At 55.3% G+C, this 24,922-nt stretch carries 23 protein-coding genes and 3 pseudogenes; 17 read left to right on the plus strand and 9 right to left on the minus strand.

Annotated features, from left to right (window positions below):
• The 15 genes from OZ656_RS09970 to OZ656_RS10040 all read left to right on the plus strand — a co-directional run bounded on the left by OZ656_RS09970 (position 1) and on the right by OZ656_RS10040 (position 11,891).
• Positions 1 to 597, plus strand: coding sequence for an aromatic-ring-hydroxylating dioxygenase subunit beta (locus tag OZ656_RS09970; RefSeq protein ID WP_374813063.1), 597 nt, complete (start codon positions 1 to 3; stop codon positions 595 to 597).
• A gap of 12 nt (positions 598 to 609) precedes the next feature.
• A complete protein-coding gene (locus OZ656_RS09975) occupies positions 610 to 1,617 on the plus strand; it encodes a ferredoxin--NADP reductase (RefSeq protein ID WP_374813061.1) in 1,008 nt (335 codons plus the stop codon).
• Positions 1,618 to 1,635: 18 nt separating this feature from the next.
• Complete coding sequence (locus OZ656_RS09980; RefSeq protein ID WP_374813059.1) at positions 1,636 to 2,550, plus strand: LysR family transcriptional regulator; 915 nt, start codon at positions 1,636 to 1,638, stop codon at positions 2,548 to 2,550.
• 20 nt (positions 2,551 to 2,570) lie between these two features.
• Positions 2,571 to 2,867, plus strand: coding sequence for a 2Fe-2S iron-sulfur cluster-binding protein (locus tag OZ656_RS09985; protein WP_374813057.1), 297 nt, complete (start codon positions 2,571 to 2,573; stop codon positions 2,865 to 2,867).
• The gene (locus OZ656_RS09990; RefSeq protein WP_374813055.1) at positions 2,864 to 3,787 is read left to right on the plus strand and encodes a catechol 2,3-dioxygenase; all 924 of its coding nucleotides are present in this window, start codon (positions 2,864 to 2,866) and stop codon (positions 3,785 to 3,787) included. The genes OZ656_RS09985 and OZ656_RS09990 overlap by 4 nt, the downstream gene beginning before the upstream one ends.
• Before the next feature lie 32 nt (positions 3,788 to 3,819).
• A complete protein-coding gene (locus OZ656_RS09995; RefSeq protein WP_379945191.1) occupies positions 3,820 to 5,280 on the plus strand; it encodes a 2-hydroxymuconic semialdehyde dehydrogenase in 1,461 nt (486 codons plus the stop codon).
• A 7-nt stretch (positions 5,281 to 5,287) separates the two neighbouring features.
• Complete coding sequence (locus OZ656_RS10000) at positions 5,288 to 6,157, plus strand: alpha/beta fold hydrolase (RefSeq protein ID WP_289009127.1); 870 nt, start codon at positions 5,288 to 5,290, stop codon at positions 6,155 to 6,157.
• The gene (dmpE, locus tag OZ656_RS10005; protein WP_289009129.1) at positions 6,157 to 6,942 is read left to right on the plus strand and encodes a 2-oxopent-4-enoate hydratase; all 786 of its coding nucleotides are present in this window, start codon (positions 6,157 to 6,159) and stop codon (positions 6,940 to 6,942) included. Before OZ656_RS10000 ends, dmpE begins: the two co-directional genes overlap by 1 nt.
• A gap of 36 nt (positions 6,943 to 6,978) precedes the next feature.
• A complete protein-coding gene (locus tag OZ656_RS10010; protein ID WP_303911289.1) occupies positions 6,979 to 7,914 on the plus strand; it encodes an acetaldehyde dehydrogenase (acetylating) in 936 nt (311 codons plus the stop codon).
• Positions 7,915 to 7,927: 13 nt separating this feature from the next.
• Positions 7,928 to 8,965: a 4-hydroxy-2-oxovalerate aldolase gene (dmpG, locus tag OZ656_RS10015; RefSeq protein ID WP_091701789.1), complete on the plus strand. Its 1,038-nt coding sequence runs from the start codon at positions 7,928 to 7,930 to the stop codon at positions 8,963 to 8,965.
• The gene (gene dmpH / locus OZ656_RS10020; RefSeq protein ID WP_178974993.1) at positions 8,962 to 9,756 is read left to right on the plus strand and encodes a 2-oxo-3-hexenedioate decarboxylase; all 795 of its coding nucleotides are present in this window, start codon (positions 8,962 to 8,964) and stop codon (positions 9,754 to 9,756) included. The genes dmpG and dmpH overlap by 4 nt, the downstream gene beginning before the upstream one ends.
• A 9-nt stretch (positions 9,757 to 9,765) precedes the next feature.
• The gene (locus OZ656_RS10025; RefSeq protein WP_104416001.1) at positions 9,766 to 9,957 is read left to right on the plus strand and encodes a 4-oxalocrotonate tautomerase; all 192 of its coding nucleotides are present in this window, start codon (positions 9,766 to 9,768) and stop codon (positions 9,955 to 9,957) included.
• Between the two features lie 64 nt (positions 9,958 to 10,021).
• Entirely contained in the window at positions 10,022 to 10,915 is an 894-nt protein-coding gene (locus tag OZ656_RS10030) for a transporter (RefSeq protein ID WP_293011216.1), read from the plus strand.
• Between the two features lie 167 nt (positions 10,916 to 11,082).
• Complete coding sequence (locus OZ656_RS10035) at positions 11,083 to 11,472, plus strand: heme-binding protein (RefSeq protein ID WP_046617722.1); 390 nt, start codon at positions 11,083 to 11,085, stop codon at positions 11,470 to 11,472.
• Entirely contained in the window at positions 11,469 to 11,891 is a 423-nt protein-coding gene (locus tag OZ656_RS10040) for an amidase family protein (RefSeq protein ID WP_379945192.1), read from the plus strand. The genes OZ656_RS10035 and OZ656_RS10040 overlap by 4 nt, the downstream gene beginning before the upstream one ends.
• Positions 11,892 to 11,922: 31 nt before the next feature.
• On the opposite strand, the gene OZ656_RS10045 is transcribed toward OZ656_RS10040, so the two are convergent.
• Positions 11,923 to 13,602: an IS1634 family transposase gene (locus OZ656_RS10045; protein WP_100732333.1), complete on the minus strand. Its 1,680-nt coding sequence runs from the start codon at positions 13,600 to 13,602 to the stop codon at positions 11,923 to 11,925.
• A gap of 142 nt (positions 13,603 to 13,744) precedes the next feature.
• On the opposite strand from OZ656_RS10045, the gene OZ656_RS10050 reads away from it, so the two are divergent.
• Positions 13,745 to 14,197: an amidase family protein gene (locus OZ656_RS10050; RefSeq protein ID WP_379945193.1), complete on the plus strand. Its 453-nt coding sequence runs from the start codon at positions 13,745 to 13,747 to the stop codon at positions 14,195 to 14,197.
• Between the two features lie 89 nt (positions 14,198 to 14,286).
• Here the strand turns inward: OZ656_RS10050 and istB are convergent, their stop codons facing one another.
• The 8 genes and pseudogenes from istB to OZ656_RS10090 all read right to left on the minus strand — a co-directional run bounded on the left by istB (position 14,287) and on the right by OZ656_RS10090 (position 23,126).
• The gene (gene istB / locus OZ656_RS10055; RefSeq protein ID WP_303911303.1) at positions 14,287 to 15,042 is read right to left on the minus strand and encodes an IS21-like element helper ATPase IstB; all 756 of its coding nucleotides are present in this window, start codon (positions 15,040 to 15,042) and stop codon (positions 14,287 to 14,289) included.
• Between the two features lie 12 nt (positions 15,043 to 15,054).
• A pseudogene (locus OZ656_RS10060) lies at positions 15,055 to 15,303 on the minus strand (IS21 family transposase); the annotation flags it as partial.
• A 10-nt stretch (positions 15,304 to 15,313) separates the two neighbouring features.
• A complete protein-coding gene (gene tnpC, locus OZ656_RS10065) occupies positions 15,314 to 16,879 on the minus strand; it encodes an IS66 family transposase (RefSeq protein WP_379945194.1) in 1,566 nt (521 codons plus the stop codon).
• 75 nt (positions 16,880 to 16,954) lie between these two features.
• Positions 16,955 to 17,290: an IS66 family insertion sequence element accessory protein TnpB gene (gene tnpB / locus OZ656_RS10070; protein WP_022990718.1), complete on the minus strand. Its 336-nt coding sequence runs from the start codon at positions 17,288 to 17,290 to the stop codon at positions 16,955 to 16,957.
• Complete coding sequence (tnpA, locus tag OZ656_RS10075) at positions 17,287 to 17,661, minus strand: IS66-like element accessory protein TnpA (RefSeq protein ID WP_379945195.1); 375 nt, start codon at positions 17,659 to 17,661, stop codon at positions 17,287 to 17,289. Before tnpA ends, tnpB begins: the two co-directional genes overlap by 4 nt.
• Positions 17,662 to 17,744: 83 nt before the next feature.
• Positions 17,745 to 19,049 (minus strand): annotated as a pseudogene (istA, locus tag OZ656_RS10080) (IS21 family transposase); the annotation flags it as partial.
• 168 nt (positions 19,050 to 19,217) lie between these two features.
• A pseudogene (locus OZ656_RS10085) lies at positions 19,218 to 19,436 on the minus strand (ISL3 family transposase); the annotation flags it as partial.
• A 675-nt stretch (positions 19,437 to 20,111) separates the two neighbouring features.
• Positions 20,112 to 23,126 (minus strand): Tn3 family transposase, encoded by a 3,015-nt coding sequence (locus tag OZ656_RS10090; protein ID WP_008169784.1) that lies wholly within the window; start codon positions 23,124 to 23,126, stop codon positions 20,112 to 20,114.
• Between the two features lie 362 nt (positions 23,127 to 23,488).
• On the opposite strand from OZ656_RS10090, the gene leuC reads away from it, so the two are divergent.
• Entirely contained in the window at positions 23,489 to 24,907 is a 1,419-nt protein-coding gene (gene leuC / locus OZ656_RS10095) for a 3-isopropylmalate dehydratase large subunit (RefSeq protein ID WP_014421371.1), read from the plus strand.
• Positions 24,908 to 24,922 lie beyond the last annotated feature (15 nt).

Raw genomic sequence — 24,922 nt, forward strand, 5'->3', positions numbered from 1 at the left:
ATGAACGAAATAAATGAATCTAATAGCAAGTTCTGTGATCCCAGTAAAATAGATCTTGAATATTATAAGAAAATAAAAACCTATTCGGACCTATTAGCGAATCCGGAAGAGCTAGGAGAACCTTCGCGTAACGGAGAGCTTGAAGCGTTTGTTCTTAGGGAGGCAAGACTTTTGGACCAGAGAAAGTTCGACGACTGGCTCTCGTTGTTTAGTGAAAACGGCTGTTACTGGATCCCAGGGAGTTCTCCCGCAAACTCCCCAGCAGAAGAGATAACACTTGAGTTTCATGATTTAAGACGGTTAAAGGACCGAATAGTTAGGCTTCAAACTGGAGTTGCATATTCGCAAATTCCTGTTTCCAGAACTAACCGAGTTGTTAGTTTTCCGGAAATATGGAGTTCTGATCTATTTGAAGATTGTTTTTTCGCGAGATCGAGCTTCGTTCTTCATGAGAGTCGTAACGAAACCTCCCAAATTATAAGTGGGTGGTATGGTTATGTTGTTAACTTCAGTGGTGGTGACCTCAGACTCAGCATGAAGCAGATCAACTTGAACGATTGTACTGCACCACAGGGTAATCATTCGTTTTTTTTGTGATTGGATAAGATTATGGACGTATTAAGATTTAGGGTTGTTGATAAGGTGGCGGAAACTAAGGATTCATATTCCTTTTTTCTGAAATTTCTGGGTGAAGGCGACATTAATTATATCTCGGGCCAGTATTTGCCAGTTAAAATTCCTCACGAAGAAGGAATTTTGTTTAGGTCATATTCATTGTCTTCCTCGCCAAATATTGACGATCTTTTTCGGATCACGGTTAAAAGAGAAAAGGGTGGGAAGGGCTCAAACTGGTTGTGTGACAACCTAATGGTTGACGATGTTTTGGAAAGCTTGTCTCCAGCCGGAGATTTCTTTCCAAAGGTTTGGGACACTAACTTCGTATTTTTTGCAGGTGGTAGTGGTATAACTCCAATATTCTCAATTATTAAAACTAATCTTTTGGCACATAATTCAAAAATTAGGCTGTTTTATGCTAATTCTGACAAAAATTCGGTTATTTTTTCCGAGGAGTTGTTCCAGCTCCAAAAAGATTTTCCGGATAGGCTGTCCATTGATCTTTGGTTAGACGAAGAAAATGGAATTCCAACAGATTCTGCTTTTTTTGAATACATTGATAAGGTGAATGAGTCACAGTATTTTTTATGTGGGCCTTCTGCGTTCATGGAAAGTGTCGAAAAGTGTCTGGAAAAAGCCGCCGTTCCGAAAAGCGATATAGCTATAGAGTCCTTTGTAGGTGTTTTGCCGGATAAAATTAGTAATGGTAGCTCTAGCTCTGATAAAGATATAACCGTTCGAGTTTTATTGAATGGAGAAAAGAAAGATATTTTTTGTTCCGAGAATGATTTTATCTTAGCTGAAATGTTAAGGAATGGAATGAATGTTCCTAACTCGTGTGGGGTTGGGAACTGCGGTTCCTGTATTTGTAATCTTTTACACGGTGAAGTTATTCTGGAAAGTAATGCTGTCCTGGATTCTTCAGACGAAGAGGACGGGTGGATTCTAGCATGCCGTTCTAGGCCTAGATCAAAATATATTGAGGTCTCCTTTGACGAATAAGATAAATAGGGGTGGTATATGGCCCACTGCTCGAATTATGAAAATGCTAACTGGGATTATATCAAGGCCTTTTTGGCGCTTTACAGGGATCACGATTATCAATCCGCCGCAGAAAATTTAGGTATTGATGCTTCGACATTACGGAGAAAGATTCAATCTTTAGAAGGGGCTTTGGGGTATTCGCTGTTTGTTAGGGAAAATAATCAGTGGGTTTTAGCGCCAGGAGCTGAAGGTATACGTGATGCGGCTCTTGAAATGGAGCTGGCAACTCGAAAGTTTTTTGGCCTAACTCCTGGTAATAAAGAGGCAAATATAAAAATATCGTTGCCTTATTCTCTTTCTGCAATGTTTTCAGAGGTGTTCTCTGAATTTAGGCAGTTGTATCCAGGGTTTAGGTTAAATATTTCTAGTGACGCTCGTTTCGTGAATTTAGAACGTGAGGGATTTGACTTTGCGCTTCGGCTTGCTCGGCCTGTAGATAACATGAGTAATATTAAGATTAGAAAGCTTGGGACTTACGGGTTGGGTGTATATGGTGCAGATATTTATGTGAAGGAAGTCGTTTCAAAATATGGGGAGGAAGCGTTATTCGAGAAGTCCGATTTGATCGAAACCAGTATTGACTTTTCTTATAAAACCCATGAATTCGTTTTCGGGTACATAAGTTGGGATCAATTAGGGTTTTCCGGTCAGCCTAGATTGTTTTTTGATGATCTTGAGACTTGCGCAAAGTTTTCCGCAGATCATGGTGGTCTTGCTATTCTTCCAAGATTTTTGGCGCACAGGTATCCACAGCTTATATGCGTCAAGGATGCTCCTAAAGATTTGGTTTCTGAGCTGTGGTTAGTTAGTCGGTTGGATATGAAAAGTGATTGGCAGATAGCACTTGCTGAAATGTTATCGGTTAAGGCTAGGGGATTGGAAGAGATTTAAAGACAAGAGTTTATTCGATTATGAATAGGTATAAAGCTTTTGAGGTTACTATTTTTAAGAGCTTTACTGTTGTTGATGGTGAAACTCTACTAAAAGCCTCGGAGAGGTGCTTGGGTCACATTATAAAGGTTGGTTGCCGTGGCGGCGGGTGTGGTGTGTGCAAGGTCAAGGTAGTAAAGGGGGACTATGAAACGGGAAAGATGAGTCTAAAGGTATGTTCCTTAAAAGAAAGAAAAAATAATATAGTTTTAGCGTGTCGGTGTTATCCAAAAGGCGACATTTTCTTTGTTGCAGTTAAAAAAATGGGTGATTTATGAGAAAGGGTGTTATCAGACCTGGACATGTAGAAATTCGTGTTCTTGATATTGATGAAGCAGTTAAACATTACGTGGATCTTATGGGTCTAATCGAAATGGATCGCGATGATAAGGGCCGTGTTTACTTAAAAGCTTGGACGGAGGTTGATAAATTTTCGGTCGTATTGCGGGAGGCTGATGAACCTGGAATGGATTTTATGGGGTTTAAGTGTGTGAGCGAAGAGGTGGTCGATCAACTTCGAGATCAGCTTTTGGACTTTGGGTTGCAAGTCGAAGATATCCCGGCCGGCGAACTGAAGGACTGCGGACGACGTGTTCGGTTCAGGGCGCCTACCGGCCATTTTTTTGAGCTTTTTGCTACTAAGAAGCAGACCGGTAAATGGGAAATTGGAAATCGTAATCCTGAAGCTTGGCCGAGAGGGCTGGTAGGGATGGCAGCTTCTCGGTTCGATCATTGTCTTTTGTACGGCCCTAACCTGTCAGAGACCTTAAAGCTTTTCCGAGAAGTGTTGGGCTTTGATCTAGCTGAACAAGTTTTGGCTGCTGATGGCACTCGTGTTGCCCAATTTTTGACGCTTAGCATGAAGGCTCATGATGTCGCTTTTATTCACTGTGATGAGCCCGGAAAATTTCATCACGCTTCTTTCTTTCTTGAAACTTGGCACGACGTGCTAAAGGCTGCTGACCTGTTGTCGATGACGGACACTTCTATCGATATTGGCCCAACGCGACACGGTCTCACTCATGGGCAAACCATCTATTTCTTCGATCCATCCGGTAACCGCAACGAGGTATTCGCCGGAGGCGATTACCACTATCCGGACCATCCGCCCGTTACATGGGACGCAGAAGAGTTGGGTAAAGCGATCTTCTATCACGATCGTGTGCTGAACGAACGCTTCCTGACCGTTTTGACCTGATCCCGAACCGATTGAAACAGGACTAAGCAGCAATGAAAGAGATCAAGCACTACATCAACGGCGAGTACGTGGGTTCTGCCAGCGGAAAGCTGTTTGACAACGTCAACCCGGTGAACGGCAAGGTGATCGCCAAGGTTCACGAGGCCGGCCGGGAAGAAGTGGACGCGGCCGTAAAAGCGGGCCGTGCCGCTCTGCGCGGTCCCTGGGGCAAGATGACGCTGGAGGAGCGCACCCGGATTCTGCACAAGGTGGCCGATGGCATCAACGACCGCTTTGACGAGTTTCTGGAGGCGGAGTGCCAGGACACCGGGAAACCGAAGTCCATGGCCAGTCACATCGACATCCCCCGGGGTGCGGCCAACTTCAAGGTATTCGCGGACATGATCAAGAACGTGCCCACCGAATCCTTTGAAATGCCCACTCCGGATGGCACCGGTGCGCTGAACTACGCGGTGCGTCGACCCAAAGGTGTCATCGGTGTGATCAGCCCGTGGAACCTGCCTTTGCTGCTGATGACCTGGAAAGTGGGGCCAGCCCTCGCCTGCGGTAACACCGTCGTGGTCAAGCCTTCAGAGGAAACTCCGAGCACCACGGCCTTGTTGGGCGAGGTGATGAAGGACGCCGGCGTACCGGACGGCGTGTACAACGTCGTTCACGGCTTCGGTGGTGATTCCGCCGGCGCCTTCCTGACTGAACACCAGGACGTAGACGGCTTCACCTTTACCGGTGAAACCACCACCGGTGAAATCATCATGAAATCCGCTGCCAAAGGAATCCGGGATATCTCCCTGGAACTGGGTGGCAAGAACGCCGGCCTGGTCTTTGCCGACTGCGACATGGATAAGGCGATCGAGGGCACCATGCGCTCGGCCTTTGCCAACTGTGGCCAGGTATGCCTGGGCACCGAGCGGGTTTATGTCGAGCGCTCCATCTTCGACGAGTTTGTGGGACGGCTGAAGGAAGCCGCGGAAGGCCTTAAGATCGGTCCGCCGGATGATGCCGAAGCGAACCTGGGTCCGCTGGTCAGTCTCAAACATCGCGAGAAAGTCCTTTCCTACTATCAGAAGGCGGTTGATGACGGCGCCACCGTTGTGACCGGTGGTGGTGTTCCGGAGATGCCGGAAGAACTGGCCGGTGGTGCCTGGGTCCAGCCCACAATCTGGACCGGTTTGCCGGAAGATTCTGCGGTGATTACCGATGAGATTTTTGGCCCCTGTGTTCACGTCTGTCCGTTCGATACGGAAGAAGAGGCCATTGAGTTGGCCAACAGTCTTCCTTACGGCCTGGCCTCGGCAATCTGGAGCGAGAATATTACCCGCGCCCACCGGGTAGCTGGCCAGATTGAAGCCGGCATTATCTGGGTCAACAGCTGGTTCTTGCGGGACCTGCGCACACCCTTTGGTGGCAGCAAGCAGTCCGGTATTGGCCGTGAGGGTGGTGTGCACTCCTTGGAGTTCTACACCGAAATGAAGAATATCTGCGTGAAATTGTGAGCTGACCATGACTGCACCTCAGAATAGCCCGGAAATCGGGCGTGAGATAACCGCTGCCGGCTACCGCACCAACGTGCATGACCATGGTGCCGACAATGCTAAGAGTGATGTCGCGGTAATGATGATCCACGGCTCCGGGCCAGGTGTTACTGCCTGGGCCAACTGGCGGCTGGTGATTCCGGAGCTGGCGAAGAACCGCCGTGTGTTGGCGCCTGACATGCTCGGCTTCGGTTACACCGAACGCCCGGAAGATAATACCTACAACCGTGAACGCTGGGTTAAACATGCCGTCGGGGTGATGGACGAGCTGGGGCTCGAACAGGTCGACCTGGTGGGCAATTCCTTCGGTGGCGGCCTGGCACTGGCGTTGGCCATTGAACACCCGCAACGGGTGCGCCGCCTGGTGTTGATGGGCTCGGTGGGTGTGAGCTTTCCGATCACCAAAGGCCTGGATGAGGTCTGGGGCTATGAGCCTTCCATTGAGAATATGCGCCGGCTGATGGATGTGTTCGCTTACAACAAAAATCTGTTGACCGACGAGCTGGCGGAAATGCGCTACCAGGCCAGTGTGCGCCCTGGCTTCCAGGAATCCTTTGCCGCCATGTTCCCGGCGCCGCGCCAGCGCTGGGTGGACAATCTGGCCAGTCCGGAAGAGGACATCCGCAAACTGCCTCACGAAACCCTGATTCTGCACGGCCGGGAAGACGAAGTGATTCCGCTGGAAGCGTCTTACAAGCTCGCCGAATTGATTGACCGGGCGCAGCTCCATGTCTTCGGCCGTTGCGGCCATTGGACCCAGATTGAACACGCCGGCCGTTTTGCACGGCTGGTGAACGATTTCCTGCACGAAGCGGATCAAGCCGCCGGAGGTAAATAATGGAACAGGCAAAGATCCAGGCGTTTGGCGATGAACTTTACGAGGCGCTGGTAAACCGAGAAGCGGTACCACCGCTGACCAGCCGCGCTGACGACATCACCATCGAGGACGCCTACCACATCTCCCTGCGCATGCTGGAGCGCCGGCAGCAGGCCGGTGCCCGCATCATCGGCAAGAAGATCGGTGTTACCAGCAAAGCCGTGATGAACATGCTGAACGTGCACCAGCCTGATTTTGGTTACCTGACCGACGACATGGTGTTCAACAGCGGCGAGGAAGTGAACATCAGTGACCGCCTGATTGCCCCCCGCGCTGAGGGCGAGATTGCGTTCATTCTCAAGAAGGATCTGACGGGCCCGGGCGTCACCAATGCCGACGTGCTGGCAGCCACCGAGTGCGTGATGCCGTGCTTCGAAATTGTCGATTCCCGCATCAAGGACTGGAAGATCGCCATTCAGGACACCATCGCCGACAACGCCTCCTGCGGTTTATTTGTGTTGGGCGACAAAGCCGTTTCACCGCGTGAGGTGGATCTGGTGACCTGCGGCATGGTGGTGGAAAAGAACGGCTCGATTATCAGCACCGGCGCCGGTGCGGCGGCTCTGGCGTCGCCGGTGAACTGCGTTACCTGGCTGGCCAACACTCTCGGTGAGTTCGGTATTTCACTGAAAGCCGGAGAGGTGATTCTGTCCGGTTCGCTGGTGCCACTGGAGCCGGTGAAAGCCGGTGATCACATGCGAGTTGACATCGGTGGCATTGGCAGTGCGTCGGTCTGTTTCTCATGACCCCTGGCTGGCGACAAGAACAAAGAGGACATTGCTATGAGTAAGAAAATCAAAGCCGCCATCATCGGCTCGGGCAACATCGGCACCGATTTAATGATCAAGATTCTGCGCAACGGCCAGAACATCGAGATGGGCGTGATGGTCGGTATCGACGAAAAATCCGACGGCCTGGCTCGTGCCAACCGTATGGGCGTGGCCACTACCGCCGAAGGCGTGGAAGGCCTGGTGAAGATGCCGGAGTTTGCCGACATCGATGTGGTATTCGATGCCACCTCCGCCGGCGCCCACCGTCATAACGATGTGTTCCTGCGTGGTTACAAGGAAGGCATCAAGATGATCGACCTGACGCCAGCGGCCATCGGCCCGTACTGCGTCCCGGTGGTGAACCTGGAGAAGCACCTGAAAGAAGGCAACGTCAACATGGTCACCTGCGGTGGCCAGGCCACCATTCCCATGGTGGCGGCCGTGTCCAACGTGGCCAAGGTACATTACGCGGAGATCGTTGCGTCGATCTCCAGCAAGTCTGCCGGCCCCGGTACCCGGGCCAACATCGACGAGTTTACCGAAACCACCTCCAAGGCCATCGAAGTGGTCGGTGGTGCCGAAAGGGGAAAGGCGATCATCATCCTCAACCCGGCCGAGCCGCCGCTGCTCATGCGCGACACCGTCTATGTGCTGTCCGACAAAGCCGACCAGGCGAAGGTAGAGCAGTCCGTGGAAGAAATGGCCGCGGCCGTGGCCAGTTATGTGCCCGGCTATCGCCTGAAGCAGAAAGTCCAGTTCGACGAAATTCCCGAAGACCAGCCCATGAACGTCCCGGGCCTGGGCCGCTTCAGCGGCCTGAAGACCTCCATCTTCCTGGAGATCGAAGGGGCTGCCCATTACCTGCCGGCGTATGCGGGCAACCTGGACATCATGACCTCCGCCGCGCTGGGCACCGCCGAGCGTATCGCTGAATCGCTGGTCAACTGAGGAGGAACGAACAATGACTCATAACCCCGGTAAAAAACTCTACATCTCCGACGTGACCCTGCGCGACGGCAGCCACGCGATTCGCCACCAGTACTCCATCAAGAACGTGCAGGACATTGCCCGTGCCCTGGACAAGGCGAAAGTCGATTCCATCGAAGTGGCCCACGGCGATGGCCTGCAGGGTTCCAGCTTCAACTACGGCTTTGGTGCCCACACCGATCTGGAGTGGATCGAAGCGGTCGCTGAAGTGGTGGAACACTCGCAAATTGCCACCCTGCTGCTGCCTGGTATCGGCACCGTGCATGACCTGGAAAACGCCTATCAGGCCGGCGCCCGCATTGTGCGCGTGGCCACTCACTGCACCGAAGCGGACGTTTCCCGACAGCACATCGAACACGCCCGCAAGCTGGGCATGGACACCGTTGGCTTCCTGATGATGAGCCACATGCAGACCCCGCAGGGCCTGGCGGAACAGGCCAAGATGATGGAGGACTACGGGGCCACCTGCCTGTACGTGGTCGACTCCGGCGGTGCCATGAACATGAACGATATTCGGGACCGCTTCCGCGCCCTGAAAGACGTGCTCAAACCGGAAACCCAAACCGGCATTCATGCCCACCACAACCTGGCCTTGGGTGTGGCCAACTCCATCGTCGCGGTGGAAGAGGGCTGTGACCGCGTTGATGCCAGCCTGTCCGGCATGGGCGCCGGTGCCGGCAATGCGCCGCTGGAAGTGTGCATCGCCGCTTTCGACAAGATGGGTTGGGATCACGGCACCGACGTGTACGCCCTGATGGACGCCGCCGACGACATCGTTCGCCCGCTGCAGGATCGTCCGGTCCGGGTGGACCGTGAAACCCTGGCGCTGGGCTATGCCGGTGTGTACTCCAGCTTCCTGCGCCATTCGGAAGTGGCGGCCAAGAAATACGGCCTTAAGACCGTGGATATTCTGGTTGAGCTGGGCAAGCGCCGCATGGTGGGTGGCCAGGAAGACATGATTGTGGACGTGGCGCTGGATCTGTTGAAAGCGCAAGAGGAGCAAAAGGCATGAGCAAGACACTGAGCAACGAACAGATGCTGGCGCTGGCCGAGCACGTGGAAAATGCAGAGCTACAGGCCCACGACATCACCAAGGTCACCAACGACTACCCGGACATGAACTTCGAGGACGCCTACGACGTGCAGTGGGAAATCCGCCGTCGCAAAGAGGAACGGGGCAACAAGGTCGTGGGCATGAAAATGGGCCTGACTTCCTGGGCCAAGATGGCGCAAATGGGCGTGGATACTCCCATCTACGGCTTCCTGGCGGATTATTTCAGTGTGCCAGACGGTGGTGTGGTTAACACCAAAGAGCTGATCCATCCGAAGATCGAAGCGGAAGTGGCCTTTGTTACCAAGAAGCCACTGCACGGTCCGGGTTGCCACATTGGTGATGTGCTGGCGGCCACCGACTTCGTTATTCCCGCCGTGGAAGTGATCGATTCACGCTATGAAAACTTCAAGTTCGATCTGGTGAGTGTGGTGGCGGACAACGCCAGTTCCACCCGCTTTATCACCGGGGGCCAGATGGTTGATGTCTCGGACGTGGACCTCAAAACCCTGGGCGTGGTGGTCGAGAAAAACGGGGAAGTGGTGGACGTTGGCGCCGGCGCCGCCGTGCTTGGCCATCCTGCTTCCAGTGTTGCCATGTTGGCCAACCTGCTGGCGGAACGAGGTGAACACATCCCGGCCGGCACCTTCATCATGACCGGAGGCATTACCGCCGCGATCGCCGTGGAAGCCGGCGACAACATCACCGTTCGTTACCAGGGTCTGGGTACCGTCTCGGCCCGCTTCGAATAAGGAGGCTCTATGCCGATTGCGCAGATCAACATTCTGGAAGGCCGGACCGATGAGCAAAAGGAAGCGCTGATCAAGGAAGTCAGCGAGGCTATCGTGCGTTCGCTGGATGCGCCGATCGAAAGTGTGCGGGTGATCATCAACGAAATGCCCAAGCAGCACTTCGGCATTGGCGGGCGATCGGCGGAAAAACTCGGGCGTTGACGTCCACTCGGGGCCGGCAGGCCCCTCACTCAAAACCACTACAAATACGAAAATGGTGAACATTATGAGAACGACCAAACTGCTTGCTGCCGCCGGTACGCTCGGCCTTGCTCTTTCTGCAACCCCGGCCCTGGCTGTGAACGGCCATTACGTGGGCGGTATTGAAGGCACCAAAGGCCCATCGCTACCACCGGAAGGGCTGTATTATCGCGGTTACCTGGTGCAGTACGAGATTGATAGTATCCAGGATGACGACAGTAATGACGTGCCTTTGGACAACGAGGGTTCGGTTACGGCGTTTGCCAACCGCTTCATCTATGTAACCGACAAGAAATTCCTGGGCGCGGATTATGGCATGGAAACCATCATTATTGCCCAGCGGAATGACTTTGATTTTGAGGCTCTTGGCGCTGATCAAACAGAATCTGGCATTAGCACCGTGTTCCTGGGGCCCGTGATTCTGGGCTGGCATGGGAAGCAGTGGGATTCGGTATTTGCTGCGGGTTACTGGTTTGATACGGGTGACTTTGAAGCTGGAAATCCAGCTTCTGACGGCAAGGGCTTTGACACCACCATGCTGACCCTGGGCGGTACGTGGTATTTCGATGAAGCCAGAGACTGGTCGTTCTCCGCCTTGTCTCGCTATGAGATCAAAACTGAACAGGATGACACTGACGTAACGCCGGGCGATAGCTGGATTGTCGAATGGGCGCTCGGCAAAGTGTTAAACAACGGTGTCGAAGTCGCCCTGGCCGGTTATGACGGCTGGCAGCTGGAGTCAGACAGCGGCCCACAAACTACCAATGCCAAGGTGGAACAACACGCCATTGGTGCCGAGGTCACCTTCCCGGTCAAAGCGATTGGCGCCCAGCTCAGCGGCGCGGTGTACACCGAGTATGCCAACAAAAATCGCCCCGAAGGCAACCTGTTCCGTCTGCATTTAACCAAAGCCTTTTAAACCCGACAGGTTATCGCGATCGGCAAACAGACAACCCGTGCCGGCGTATTTTGCGCCGGCTCAGGGTTGATGGTCGTAACAAAGGCAATGGGTGCATTATGTCGGAATCACGCCAACACGAATTTCTCCAAACAACTTCCAGACTGACTGAAACAGCTGTTCTGACCATGCTCCAGGCAGCAGTGGGTAAGGCTGAAGATTTAGGCATTCGCGCGACTATAGCTGTCACGGATTCGTCCGGACGTTTGCTGGGTTACCTGAAAATGACGGACTCATTTCTGGTGTCCTCCGAGCTTGCCCGCAAAAAAGCGATTACGGCTGCCGGAATGGCCACCGAAACGGTGGAGCTGGAAGGCCTGCTGGCATCAGCCCCTGACCGGGTATTGAATGGTCTTACCTCAACCGAGGACTTTACTGTCGTCGGCGGCGGAGTGCCCCTGTTTCGGGACCAGATGCTGGTTGGCGGTATTGGTGTATCCGGAGGTTCGGAAGATCAGGATGTTGAGTGTGCCCGTGTAGCGGCTCAGGCAATCCAACTGTTACGGAACACGAAATGACAGCGGCCCCATTACTGGCAAGTCCTTTAAGTGAACTGGCACAGGCGTTGGAGGCTGGAAATCTCACCAGCGAGAAGCTGGTCGCCTCCGCCATCGAGGCTTATCGCGCCAGTGACGACAACTCCTACATTCAATGGTGCCCGGAGCAGGCACTGGCGCTGGCAAAAGCCAGTGACCGGGCCCGGAAGGCCGGTGCCTTTACCGGCCCTTTGATGGGCTTGCCGGTATCGGTGAAAGACCTGTTCGGTGTGCCGGGACTGCCCATTCACGCCGGCTGTGCCCGGCCATTACCGGAAAGATGGCAGGCAGCAGGGCCTGTGATCAAAGCGCTAAGCGCCCAGCTGGCACCGGTGATGGGGAAAACCCATTGTGTGGAACTGGCGTTCCCGAGTTCGACAGATAGAAGCGTAAACCACTGATTAACCTGAAAACGCGTTTTCAAAATTGGCACTACAAGCGAGATGCAGTCGGTGCCGGCAGGCCAATCGCTTCGAAAAGGTCGCGTTGTTCAGGCTTCAGTTTGGTCAAGCCGCTCGCCGTCTCGCGACGGTGCAGCAGGACCTGGTGGAACTGAATCTTGCGGGCAATTTCCAGTGCCCGCGTCGGTGACAAGGGGTGATCGCTGGCCTTCAACCGCATTCGTAGCACCCGGTAAAGCACCAGCGCGAGGAAGCAGATCAGCGCATGGGCGCGGATACGATCCGGCAGCCGGTGGTAGACCGGTGCGATCTCGATGTCGCTCTTCAGCACCCGGAAGCCGCGCTCGATGTCTGCCAGCGCCCGGTAGCGCTCTACGATCTCCTGCGGGTCGTGGTCGGCCATGTTGGTGACCAGCAGTAGCTTGCCGTCCATCATCCTGGCGCGATCGAGCGCCCGCTGATCCAGGACATAGTTGAACGTCTCGGCGGTCAGATCGACCTTCAGGATATGCCCGAGGTGAGCGTCGGTGACGGCCTTGTAGAACCTGGCGGTGACGCCGGCATCCGAGAGCTTTCTGCCACGATAGCGCCGCCCGGCATCCTGATTGTCCAGTTTCTCGAACCACTGGCGCGCATCGGCCTGCAGCGCCTCGATCTTCTGATCGCGTGCCGCCGTCTGCGCCTTCGCGACCTCCGGCCGGTGCGCCACGATCAGCCGATGGTCCTGCCATGCCATCTCGCCGTAGGCTTCGCGTTCGGCGTCCTGGCAATGCGTCTGGTGAAACGCCTTCAGCAGCGCATCGAACTCGCCATAACGGCGTCCCGGCACCGCCAGGATAAATTCCAGAGGGCGACCCTCGATACGTACGGCGGACAGGGCGGCCAGATTGTCCAGCGAGAGCAGGCCACGGTCGGCGACCAGCACAACTCGACTCACGTTGAAGCGCTTGACCACCGTTTCGATGGTCGGCAGCAACGTGCGGGTTTCCGCGACATTGCCATCGAAGACTTCGTGGTGAATGGGCAAGCCTTCCGCCGTCTGCACGACACCGAGCATGAACTGGCGGGCGATGCCGCCCTCCTTCGAGGGACCGTATTGACGGAGATCACCGTCGAGTGAGGTACTGCCTTCTGCCCGAATCGTGGTGAGGTCGTAGAAGACGATCGAGAGTTCCTGGTCGATCAGTGGCTTGAGCTGCTGTGCCAGAACGTCATTGAGAGCTTCGCTGCAGTCCGACAGGGTATCCATGGTGCGCAGCAGATGCTGGTGACTGATCGAGGCCGTGTCGACGTCGGGCACCAGTACATCTTCCAGCCAGCGCAGCACCCCGAGCTTGGATTCCGGATCACACAGCCGATTGAACACCATGACCCGCAGCAGCCGCTCGGCATCGAACTGGCGCTTGCTACGCAAGACACGCCGGAAGGCGTCATCCAGGCCGAGCTCTTTCCAGAGTGACGTCAGCAGCCAGGTATCACCCACGGAACGCGCCGGCGCGAAGTCGGTCTCGCCGGTGCCTTCCTCGAGCGTTGGCTGGCCGGTGACGCGCAGCAGGCCATTGATCAGCGCGCTGGACTCCCCGGCGGTGACGGCTTCCAGGCGTCCCAGCGTCGCGATCACGCGTTGGCGCGGCTTGCCGGCCTCGTCGCGATAAGACTCGACGAGCTTCACGTAGCGGCGCGGACCGGATTTGGTGACTTTGACAAACATGTCACTACGATAGACCGCCCAATCTATGTCTGGCAAGACATCAAGAGAAAAACGTGTCACTACAAAGAATTCGGCAAGAGATGGCTAAGCTACTGAATTCTCATGCCATGAGTGCCGATTTCAGGCCGAAATCGGGCTGGAAGTGTCGAACTCGGGGGCGTTCGGCGGGCTTGGTACCAACAGCCACTGGGGAACGCCGGCAAACCCCTGGGACAAACAGGTTCACCGTGTGCCGGGTGGTTCCAGTTCGGGTGCCGGGGTGTCGCTGGTTAACGGAACAGCGGCGCTGGCGTTGGGGACCGACACCGCCGGGTCCATCCGGGTGCCAGCCAGCATGACAGGCGTAGCAGGGTTGAAGCTGACAGCCGGGCGCTGGCCCACCCAACAGATTGTTCCGCTGTCCCACACGCTGGATACACCGGGATTAATGGCCCGGCGGGTTGATGATCTGGACTATGCTTTTCGCGCTCTTGATCCGGTTGTCAGCAAGCAGCGGGTGGTGCACACAAGCGCTTCCGAGTTGGCTGACCTGACATTCGGCGTACCAGCTGCATTCTTTTGGGAAAACTGCAGCCCCGGTTGCGTAAACCGCTGAAGCCTGCCACCCATTCCACGTGAAGCCTGCCACCCAAACCGGAGCAAAGCTGCCACCCATCGGAGCGTAGCGACGCGGGGTTTGCATTGTTACTCGGAACCGGTGGTGCTCGTCAACTTGGCCTGGCGTTTTCTCATGGATTCTCCCCTGAGATTGATCTTGTAGGCGTTGTGGACCAGGCGATCCAGGATGGCGTCAGCGAGCGTCGGATCGCCAATCACAGCATGCCACTCCTCAATGGGCAGTTGACTGGTGGCGATGGTCGAACGCCTGCCGTGGCGGTCCTCCAGCACTTCCAGCAGGTCACGCCGATTCTCGGCGTTCAGTTTCATCAAGCCCCAGTCATCCAGAAGCAGAACATCGACCTTGGCGAGGTTGGCCAGCAGCTTGGGATAACGGCCGTCGCCCTTGGCGATCATCAGGTCTCGCAACAGTCGGGTTAAGCGCAGGTACTGGACCGTGTAACCCTCGCGGCAGGCCTTGTGTGCGAGGGCGCAGGCCAACCAGGTTTTGCCCACACCGGTGGGTCCGATGATGAGGATGTTGAGGTGCTCCTTTGCCCACTGGCAGGTCGCCAGTGACTGGATCAGCCCTTTGTCCAATCCGCGGGGATTGCGGTAGTCGATGTCTTCCAGTGCGGCAGCGTGCCTGAGTCTCGCACGGCGCAAACGACTGGTCAGCCGCCGGTTCTCCCGCTCGGTGATTTCGCGGTCCACCAGCAGACCGAGGCGCTCCTCGAAGGCCAGTTCATCGATGTCCGGGGTGGCCATCTGGTCGGCCAGTGCCGCCACCATGCCGCTCAGTTTGAGGGTCTGGAGTCCGTCCAGGGTAGGATGCTTCAACATGGTGTTCTCCTGTCAGTGGTAGTAGGCGGGGCCGCGGATGTTGCCGTGTGTTTCAGGCAAGGCCAGCTCCTGCTGCTCCTCCAGTGGTTGCTCGTCCAGACGGTGCTTGAGGATGGATTCAATGCTCTTGTAGCGGCAGCTGCCCAACATCAGTGCCCGCCGGCAGGCCGCCTCCAGGCGCTCGTCCCCATAAGCGTTGCCCAGGCGCAATATGCCCAGGCAGGACCGATAGGCCTGCTGCGGGTGTTTGCGGGACGTAAGCGTCCGCCCATCACACCTTGTCAGGTGTAGCCGGCTTCCAGTTGTGGGGCAATAGCTCGTCGATGGCGTTGTTCTTCTGCGTCGGCAGTCGGGTCAGAACATCCTTCAGATAGGCATAGGGATCATGCCCGTTCAGCTTGGCAGACTGGATCAGGGTCATCACCGCAGCCGCACGTTGACCACTGCGTAGTGATCCCGCGAACAGCCAGTTGCTGCGGCCCAGTGCCCAGGGCCGGATCTGGTTTTCCACCCAGTTGTTGTCGATGGGCACCGCACCATCGTCCAGGTAGCGCGTCAGCGCTGCCCAGCGTTTTAGGCTGTAGTCCAGGGCTTTAGCCGTGCCGGAGCCATCCGGCACTTTCTGGCGATGCGCCAGCATCCATTGATGCAGTGCCTCAGCCAGTGGTTTGGCTCTGGCTTGTCGGATGTCTCGACGCTTATCCGGCGGCAGGTCTTTGGTTTCCCGTTCGATCTCGTAGAGGCCGCCGATGTATTCCAGAGCCTTCGCAGCCAGCTCGCTCTTGTTGGCCTCGTGCAGGTCGTAGAACTTGCGTCGGGCGTGGGCCATACAGCCGATTTCGGTGATGCCGTTGCCGAACCCGGCCTTGTAGCCGGCGTAGTCGTCACAGATCAATTTGCCCTGCCAGTCACCCAGGAAGGTGCGGGCGTGTTCACCCGCTCGGCTGGGCGCGAAGTCGTAAACGGTGGCTTTGAGGTCCGAGAACGGTGTGGTGCAGTACGCCCAGACGTAGGCCTTGTGAGTCTTTTTCTTGCCCGGAGCCAGCATGCTGACCGGCGTTTCATCGGCGTGCAGAACGTTGTGTTCCAGCAAGGCGTTTCTCAACGCCTCTGCCAGGGGCTGCAACTGCACACCGCAGGCACCCACCCATTCGGCGAGTGTGGAACGGGGTATTTCCAGGCCGGCACGGCCGAAGATGCGTTCCTGGCGGTACAGTGGCAGGTGGTCCGCGTACTTGGCCACCAACACCTGAGCCAGCAGGCCGGCGGTGGGGATGCCCTTGTCGATCACCTGCGGTGGTACCGGTGCCTGGATCAAGGTCTCGCACTGCTCGCAGGCCCACTTGCCCCGGATGTGCCGCTCCACGGTGAACTCGCCCGGGACGTAATCCAGCTTTTCGCTCACGTCCTCGCCAATACGCTTGAGCTGGCAGCCGCACTGGCACTGGGTATTGACCGGTTCATGGTGGATCAGGGTACGGGGCAGCTCCGGTGGCAGCGGGGTGCGCTTAGGCTTCTGCTTGGGTCGAGCGGCCTTCTGCTCCTCAGTCATCGCCTGGTCCAGCTCGGCTTCGATGGCGGCCAGGTCACTGTCGATCAGCTCGTCCAGGAGCTTGCCCTGAACGGCATCGAGTTGCTCACTGCGGCGGGCGAACTTGTGACGTTTGAGGATGGCGACTTCGTGGGTCAGCTTCTCGATGATGGCATTGCGGCGCACCAACTCCCGCTCCTTCCGGCCCAAGGCTTGATCCTTGGCGTCCAGAGAGTCCATCAGTTCCGTCGCCAGAGCGCGGAGCTGATCGGCTGAGAGTTGGTTGATATCGGGGCGCTGAGTCATGCCGCCTAGTATGCCAAGTCCCTGTTCGGCAGGCGATTCGCGGTTCTGGCTATAGCGGCATCACAGCACTTGTGATTACAGGATGCAGATGACGCCCTCCGCGCCAATGCGCTGCCAGGGCAGGCCCTGAACCAAGGCAGACAACTGTTCCTCGGTCAGGCGCAGTTGGTCACCACGCCAGGTTTCGCCCCAGTGGAATTTACCCCGGTTCAGCCGGCGGGCGCACAACCAGATGCCCAGGCCATCATGGATCAGCACCTTCATCCGATTGCCTCGCTTGTTGGCGAACAGGTAGGCGCAATGGGGTTTAGCCGAACCGAATACCTGAATAACCCGCGCCAGGGCCTTGTCGGGTCCGGCCCGCATATCCAGCGGTTCGGTGGCCAGCCAGATCTCATCAATGCGGATCATCCCAACAGATCCCGAAGCAAAGCCGCACACTGATGGGCCTGCTCCGCAGGCCACTCCACCACAACCGCACCACCGGCGCGGGGAATCTCGATGCGGATGGTGCTACGCTTGTCTGAAACGGATTGGTTGCTCGGTGCAGAGGCCACTGCTGGCAGACGGACCGGAACGAATCCAGGTGTTTCCGGTGTTTTACCCGCTCTTCGCGCTTCGCTCATCCAGCGCCGGACCATGTTGGCGTTGAGACCGTTATCCAGCGAAATCCGGGAAACAGACGCCCCGGGCTTCAAACATTCGGCGACGATACGAGCCTTCAGCTCTTTAGAGTAACGACGACGTTTTTGGTAGGGCTTGGTTACGCTTATATTGGTCATGTTAAGTGTCCACTTAAAAATAAGTGGACACTATCCTGACGGCCGCAGCGCCTGGCTCAAGATGGGTTTACCGGACGGTTACTGCGGGACGCCATCACAGTCCGGATGAGCTTCTCCGTTGCCGGCCCGGTTTTGGCGGCCCACTTCAGTAGCCGTTCCGGCGACCACTCCCCCGCCTGGCGGTGGGACTCCGGCATGTGCGCGGATACCGTGGTGTGGCGCCCCTTCAGATTGGAACGCTGATGACTGGCCACCCGTTCGCCGCGGTGGAAACACTCGATCGTGTTGTGGGTCATGCGCACATCGACTTCGCGCTTGATCAGGGCATGGGGTACCGAGTAGTAATGCCCGTCGACAGCCACGTGGTAATCGATGTGAACCCGGGCCTTCTTCCACTCGGCATAGACGTAGGGCTCTGCCGGCAGGGGTTGAAGCACCGGCCGATCCAGTTGCTCGAAGTGCTCCCGGCGGCAACCGGGCAGCTTGCGGAAGGGACGATTGTTGAGCTTCACCAGCAGTTCGCTGATGGCGGCATTGAGTTCGCGCAGGGAGAAGAACTGCCGGTGGCGCAGTGCCGCCAGAATCCACCGTTCCACCACCAGCACTCCGCCCTCTACCTTGGCTTTGTCGCGCGGGCGACGAACCCGCGTTGGCAACACCGCGATCCCGTAGTGGGAGGCCATATCCTGGTAAGTGGGATTGGTATCGGGCTCGTAGCGGTGAGCCTTGCTCACCCCGGACCGAAGGTTGTCGGGCACCACCAGTTCCGGCACGCCACCCAGGAACCGGAGGGCGCGCTGATGGGAGCCAATCCAGTCCGGTAAACCCTGGGTCCAGGTGGCTTCGGCGTAGGTGTAGTTGGAAGCACCCAGCACCGCCACAAAGATCTGCGCTCCGTGGATCTCCCCGCTGACGCGGTCGATCACCGGCACCGTCTGACCCGCATAATCGACAAACAGCTTCTCTCCGGCCCTGTGGTCCTGGCGCATGACCATATCCAGCTTGCCTTGCCAGGCGCGGTAGTGCTCGCAGAACCAGCTGTACTGGTAGCCATCAGGATGGGCGGTACGGTATTCCTGCCAGAGCAGGAACAGGGTGACGTGCTTGTGTCTGAGCTCCTTGTGGATAGCCAGCCAGTCGGGGATGCCCCGGAGCTGGGCCGGCATATCCGGTGGCGGCGGAAACAACATCCGTTCCAGCCGCGTGTCGTCCAGATCCGCGGGCAGGGGCCAGCTCACTCCGGCTTCCTGAGCCCGGCGCAGGTACTCAGCGACGGTGGGGCGGCCAATGCCGCAACTCGTCGCAATCTGGCGATTGCTCATACCCTTGCCCCATTTGAGGCGCAGGACTTCCTTGATTTTACGCATGGATAACCTCTTGGCAGGCATCTGATCCCCTCCGGTTGGAAAGGGCCAGAATACCGGTTAGTTATCCCGCGTCGGTTGGCTCCTGATGGGATGCCAAGGCGCGCTGCCAGGGTGGCAGCTTTGCCGTGGAATCAGTGGCAGCATTCGCGTGGAATGGGTGGCAGGCTTCGTCTGGAATCAGTGGCAGGCTTGGTCTGGAATACGCAGTGTGTGAGCAAGATGCCTATCAACAGTACCGCGTGAAGCACCAGCAGCCCCGCACTTGGGGCACGGCTCAGGTGCTTTGGTGAAACGGCATTCGATGACGGCGCGTTCTGCACAAAGATGTTGTCCAGTGGCAGTCAGGCCGAGGTTATTGAGTTGGCAAAAGCTGGAAAGATCAGGGCTAGAAAAGGTAAGATTGTTCACGTCGGGGGCTTGGTTTTTGTTGGTGTAGGAGCTTACATTTTCTAAGATCCCCGACTCCTTTTCCAGCCGGTCAGATTTTTTCTACACCCTTAAATGCGAAGAGCCTGATTACTTGATGCCAACCCCGTTATCTCAATGGCGGAAAATTGCCGTGGCCCGAACACTTGGGCTTTGATTGAAAGCTGGTCAGTTCATCGCCGTTGTCACAGATAAAATCACGCACCAACCCTAAAAGTAGCCAGGGTAAGTTCAACAAGCGGTTTGGCTTGGATCAGCACGGGCGCTGCCGGCTATATCGAGACAAAGCCAAAGATCCACGAGAAAGCTTTTGTGCCACAGGTGAACTGCTGCCAGTATCCTCCGGGCTAACCCCCAATTGCACCCGTAGATACGTGGCTTTCGATATGACGAACTTTGCTAAGTCCGGAAAACAATGGAATTTCCGAACCCTTCGAATCCGACTACCCTCCCCGCGCAGCATTTTTGCAAAACGGTTTTGCACAGATGTTATTGAACGGGGTGTAAAAACTAACTAATGTCGAAATATTAACATGCGTCAACAAGTGCTCGAAAAATCATAAAAAGGAATGTCCCATGAGGGGGTTCTAGGGATTTTCCGTCCAAAAACGACAAAGTGCTCTGGAGGCCTCTCTGGCCGTGGCCTCCAGAGGGGTATTACTTTTCCCTGACAGGTAAATATCCCTCGATTGAGCGCATAAGCTCCTCCAGTTCTGGCAATTTTTCGCTCAATTCGAAATGGTAAGTCCCCTTGAGGTTAATGTTGTGCCAAGCCACAGGGGAGGCCTGTTTGACGATTCCTATTCTATGGGCGTCTCCATGGTATTCGAAGCTGGTCAGCAGCTGACTGAGTATCCTGGAGTTGAAATAGATGATGGCATTGGTGACTAGACGAGCGCACTCATTCCATAGCTGGATTTCTTCGTCTGAACTGCCCCGGAACTGATCCCCATTTACGCTGCTCACTGCCCTACGCAGTTGGTGATAGGCCTCTCCACGATTCAGCGCGCGCTGAACATAGTTTCTTAAACTGGCATCATCGATGTAGCACAGTAGATAATTCGCTTTCACCAGGCGGTTGTATTCAGTCAGGGCTTCCAGCAACGGGTGATTGTGCTTGTATCCCGAGAGCTTTCTCACCAAGGTGGCTTGTGTTGTTTTCCGTTGTTTAAGCGATACTGCGATCCGTTGGATGGTATCCCAGTGCTGCGCAATTCGATGCGTGTTAATGGGCTTTTTCAAGCGTAGCTGTATTCTATGGTCTTTGTCTTCCTTGACATCAAACATGTCATTGATCACTTTACCGACCTGGGCATAGCGCGGGGCAAACTGGTATCCGAACAGATCGAGCAACGCGAAATTCACATGGTTCACACCATGGGTGTCGGTTGAGAGCACATCCGGAATAATGTCTGACGTATTGCTCATCAACAAATCAAAGATGTAGTGAGATTCATGCTCGTTGGCACCAATTACCCTGGCATTAATGGCCGTATGATTGGCGATTAGGCTCATAGCAGAAACGCCTTTTTGTGTACCGAAGTATTTCGACGAGTAACGGGTTTTGAACGTCTCGCGCCGGGCTCCGAACTTTTGGCCGTCGGCACTTGCGTGTAAAACATCCTCCTGGATGTTGTAGTGCCTGAAGATGGGCAGCTTGGCGGTCGCGTTATTGATGTTGTCGTTGGCATCATTCAAGGTTTCCAAACGTAGGTAGTTTGCCTGGATGGTGCTGAGCTGATCATAGGTACGATCAGAGATCTGTGCCATACCGTAAATGCCTTGATTGGTTGCATTGCCGACCAGAATTGCCAACAGATCATATTCATGGGAACGGCTTCTGGATTGGGAACCCAGCACATGCGCGAAGCAGTCTATGAAGCCGGTGTCACGATCCACCATGCGCAGTACATCCGCGACACCCGTTGTAGGGATTTGCTGGAAGAAGGGATTGTTGACCAGATGATGTTTGCTGGCCGAAGGTAAGCGCCAGAAGTGTTTACCCTGCGGATTGCGCAAGATGATATTCCGGTTGTCTTCCTGTTCAAGATATTCACCGACCTCGAATAAACGGGTATCCAATTCAGTGGCCATCTGCTTTATCAGTTTCTCAGGCTCTTTGGCCAAATCGGTTAGCTGGCTCTGTTGCAGCAGCGTATATTTATGTTTTCGCCAATGCTCCCCGTCGATCAGATCAGCATCAAGCGCCCGGTATTTAATGACTTCAGGCAGTGTTAGTTGGCCATTCAGGCGATCAGGAATCTGCTGATAGAGGAACCACTCATAACGATCTAACAGGATGTTACCGTCACGATCCAGCAGGTATTCGTGTACTTTTTTCGGTAGAAACCGGGTATCGGCGGTTTGCAATTGGGCCAGGGTGTCGATTTCGCCTTGTGCTTTCGCCAAGGCAGTCGCTAAGTGCTGAGTGCCATCGCTGCCTTCAAAGCGCAGACATCGAAATAACTCTCGCAGTAAACCTTTACGCAGGCTTTCTTTCTCGTCGTAGTATTGCCACATGGCTTCATCGACTGATCGCCGCTGCTCGTTCAAGAAGAGACATACCGATTCCAGATCCTTTTTGGCCAGGAGGTTCAGTGCTTTTTGTCTTACTGTTGCAAACGGTAGTTGCAGATCAATTTCGTCATCAATGAATAGATGGAGCACTTCGGCCGCCTTGCTGACATTTTTGGCCGCTTTTTGCCAATCCTGATACACCGCTTCTTTTGCGTACTCCTTTGCCTTCTGTTTGGTCTGCCTGACATGATGCACAAAACCATCGGCAATACGTTCGAGTGCTTGTTGCCATCGCGTTTGCAAATAGCACAACAAATACAGCCGTTGGTTGCTTATGGTTTGCCGTTTCAGTTTGGCGCCGTAGTAGTCGACTTTCTCCGCCAGGTGTTGTTGATTTTTCTGCGACAGTGAAAGCAGGCTCAAGAGCAGGTCCACTTCTGACATCCAATGCTGGATGTTGCGATAGACAACCAGCTCTTTCTCAAGTTCGGTTCCAGTGAAGTTACGAGCCGATTGTCGCAACTGCCGGAACGGTAGTGCACCTTCGCCGTTTACGAGATCCGCCAGTGCATGCTTAAGATCTTGTGACATTGCACGCTCAAGGCGGTTGGCCATGTCTTCCTGTTCATCTCCCACCACTTGACTGATGATCTTTTGCAGCGTGCTGTAGGCAGGGATCGCTATCTTCTGTCTCGAACAATACTCAATGGCCGCATCGAAGAGGTGTCTTGGAGCCGTCCAGGCTCTGGCTTGCTGGGATAAGTAGGCGCTCAACGCAGCTCCGTGGTCTTTGGCATTCCAGCGCTGGTAGTTGCAGAGTTGGAAAATACGTTGGTAAATCCGTTCGTTCTCTTTTGGCGTGAGATTAAAGGGTCTACAGCCCGGCCCTGGTAGAATGGTTTGATAAACGTATTTGAGATCCTGCTTGATCTGGTGGAAACCGGGATGAAGCACCGCCGGCTTGGCCTTGAAATAGCCCAGCAGTACAACCAGCATGTAGCGCTGACCCCGGTGACGTAGGCTTGTAGCGATAGCCAGTTCCTTATCGTTCAGCGAGAAAAAGAAGCGTTGGTCTGCTGAGGTGAAAGCGGGAGGTCCATAAAACTGTTCTTGTTCCGCCTCGGACAAGATTTGAACACGTTCATCGAATGCCATGGATTTAGCCTAAAAAGGCCAAATCTTACCCAATCAGAGCCAAAATAGGGATATGGAAAAAGTAATACCCCTCTAGAGGCCATAGATGGCGGGGCTTCCAGAGCACTTTGTCGTTTTTGGACGGAAAATCCCTAGAACCCCAAGGACGGCCCGAAACGAGCCCACAGGGATGTGCTTGTAGGCGTGTTTTGAAAAGCCTTACCCGCCCGTTCGTGACCTGCGCCGAAGTATGGCTCTACTATTGTTGATTCCTGTTTGGAATGCAAAGCATAAAAAACATGAATTGAGGTTATTCGTGGCGCAGGGGTATGATGTCATCATTCGAAGCAGAAACAGAAACCCCCAGAGAGTGAGAGAGAATCATGGCGGGCAAGACCTTATACGACAAATTGTGGGACGACCATTTGGTCAAGCAGCGGGACGATGGTTCCGCGTTGATTTACATTGATCGTCAATTGTTGCACGAAGTGACATCACCTCAGGCCTTTGAGGGCCTTCGTCTGGCTGGCCGCAAGCCTTGGCGGATTGATGCCAATATTGCCACTCCGGATCATAACGTTCCGACCACGGATCGTGACAAAGGTATCGACGGCATTGTGGATCCGGTGTCCCGCACTCAGGTGGAGACGCTGGACAAGAACTGTGACGAATTCGGGATTCTCGAGTTCAAGATCAAGGATCAGCGTCAGGGTATCGTGCACGTGATTGGGCCGGAGCAGGGTGCGACGTTGCCGGGCATGAGCATTGTCTGCGGTGATTCTCATACTTCTACTCACGGCGCTTTTGGCTGTCTGGCTCATGGTATCGGCACGTCTGAAGTGGAGCATGTTCTGGCGACCCAGTGCCTGGTCCAGAAGAAGATGAAGAACATGCTGGTAAAGGTGAACGGCAAGCTGGGCGCGGGTGTTACCGGCAAGGATGTGGTGCTGGCGATCATCGGCAAGATTGGTACCGCCGGTGGTACCGGTTACGCCATTGAATTTGGTGGCGAGGCGATCCGTGGTTTGAGCATGGAAGGCCGGATGACCATTTGTAATATGTCCATCGAAGCCGGTGCCCGGGTGGGTATGGTGGCAGTGGATGACACCACCATCGAGTATGTCAAAGGTCGTCCGTTTTCGCCCAGGGGTGAGACCTGGGACAAGGCGGTTGAATATTGGCGCACGCTCCACAGCGACGATGATGCGGTGTTCGACAAAGTGGTTGAGCTTGATGGCTCCGCCATTCAGCCTCAGGTGAGCTGGGGCACGTCGCCGGAGATGGTGGTTGGTGTAGAGGGCGCGGTGCCGGATCCTGCGAAGGAAGAGGATCCCATCAAGCGCGAGGGGATCGTCCGCGCGTTGAAGTACATGGGCCTTCAGCCGAATCAGAAGATTACCGATATCAAGCTGGATCGCGTGTTTATCGGTTCCTGCACCAACAGCCGAATTGAGGATCTGCGGGAAGCTGCGGCGGTGGTAAAGGGTCGCAAGGTCGCGGCCAGCCTCAAGCAGGCGATGGTGGTTCCGGGTTCCGGTCTGGTCAAAACCCAGGCGGAGCAGGAAGGTCTCGACAAAATCTTTATCGAGGCGGGTCTGGAATGGCGTGATCCGGGTTGTTCCATGTGTCTGGCCATGAACGCCGACAAGCTGGGGCAGGGTGAGCATTGTGCGTCTACCTCAAACCGGAACTTCGAAGGTCGTCAGGGCTTTGGTGGGCGTACTCACCTGGTAAGCCCGGCCATGGCCGCCGCGGCAGCGGTGACTGGTCACTTCGTTGATGTCCGTGAATTGATGAACTGAGCCACAGGAGAGAGA

It is taken from the genome of Marinobacter sp. LM1 (genome assembly GCF_042763285.1).
Lineage (GTDB): Bacteria > Pseudomonadota > Gammaproteobacteria > Pseudomonadales > Oleiphilaceae > Marinobacter > Marinobacter nauticus.

Excerpts from the sequence above, each read along its gene's own strand:
- OZ656_RS09970 (WP_374813063.1), top strand. The coding sequence starts at position 1 with ATGAACGAAATAAATGAATCTAATAGCAAGTTCTGTGATCCCAGTAAA.
- OZ656_RS09975 (WP_374813061.1), top strand. The coding sequence starts at position 610 with ATGGACGTATTAAGATTTAGGGTTGTTGATAAGGTGGCGGAAACTAAG.
- OZ656_RS09980 (WP_374813059.1), top strand. The coding sequence starts at position 1,636 with ATGGCCCACTGCTCGAATTATGAAAATGCTAACTGGGATTATATCAAG.
- OZ656_RS09985 (WP_374813057.1), top strand. The coding sequence starts at position 2,571 with ATGAATAGGTATAAAGCTTTTGAGGTTACTATTTTTAAGAGCTTTACT.
- OZ656_RS09990 (WP_374813055.1), top strand. The coding sequence starts at position 2,864 with ATGAGAAAGGGTGTTATCAGACCTGGACATGTAGAAATTCGTGTTCTT.
- OZ656_RS09995 (WP_379945191.1), top strand. The coding sequence starts at position 3,820 with ATGAAAGAGATCAAGCACTACATCAACGGCGAGTACGTGGGTTCTGCC.
- OZ656_RS10000 (WP_289009127.1), top strand. The coding sequence starts at position 5,288 with ATGACTGCACCTCAGAATAGCCCGGAAATCGGGCGTGAGATAACCGCT.
- dmpE (WP_289009129.1), top strand. The coding sequence starts at position 6,157 with ATGGAACAGGCAAAGATCCAGGCGTTTGGCGATGAACTTTACGAGGCG.
- OZ656_RS10010 (WP_303911289.1), top strand. The coding sequence starts at position 6,979 with ATGAGTAAGAAAATCAAAGCCGCCATCATCGGCTCGGGCAACATCGGC.
- dmpG (WP_091701789.1), top strand. The coding sequence starts at position 7,928 with ATGACTCATAACCCCGGTAAAAAACTCTACATCTCCGACGTGACCCTG.
- dmpH (WP_178974993.1), top strand. The coding sequence starts at position 8,962 with ATGAGCAAGACACTGAGCAACGAACAGATGCTGGCGCTGGCCGAGCAC.
- OZ656_RS10025 (WP_104416001.1), top strand. The coding sequence starts at position 9,766 with ATGCCGATTGCGCAGATCAACATTCTGGAAGGCCGGACCGATGAGCAA.
- OZ656_RS10030 (WP_293011216.1), top strand. The coding sequence starts at position 10,022 with ATGAGAACGACCAAACTGCTTGCTGCCGCCGGTACGCTCGGCCTTGCT.
- OZ656_RS10035 (WP_046617722.1), top strand. The coding sequence starts at position 11,083 with ATGCTCCAGGCAGCAGTGGGTAAGGCTGAAGATTTAGGCATTCGCGCG.
- OZ656_RS10040 (WP_379945192.1), top strand. The coding sequence starts at position 11,469 with ATGACAGCGGCCCCATTACTGGCAAGTCCTTTAAGTGAACTGGCACAG.
- OZ656_RS10045 (WP_100732333.1), bottom strand. The coding sequence starts at position 13,602 with ATGTTTGTCAAAGTCACCAAATCCGGTCCGCGCCGCTACGTGAAGCTC.
- istB (WP_303911303.1), bottom strand. The coding sequence starts at position 15,042 with ATGTTGAAGCATCCTACCCTGGACGGACTCCAGACCCTCAAACTGAGC.
- tnpC (WP_379945194.1), bottom strand. The coding sequence starts at position 16,879 with ATGACTCAGCGCCCCGATATCAACCAACTCTCAGCCGATCAGCTCCGC.
- tnpB (WP_022990718.1), bottom strand. The coding sequence starts at position 17,290 with ATGATCCGCATTGATGAGATCTGGCTGGCCACCGAACCGCTGGATATG.
- tnpA (WP_379945195.1), bottom strand. The coding sequence starts at position 17,661 with ATGACCAATATAAGCGTAACCAAGCCCTACCAAAAACGTCGTCGTTAC.
- OZ656_RS10090 (WP_008169784.1), bottom strand. The coding sequence starts at position 23,126 with ATGGCATTCGATGAACGTGTTCAAATCTTGTCCGAGGCGGAACAAGAA.
- leuC (WP_014421371.1), top strand. The coding sequence starts at position 23,489 with ATGGCGGGCAAGACCTTATACGACAAATTGTGGGACGACCATTTGGTC.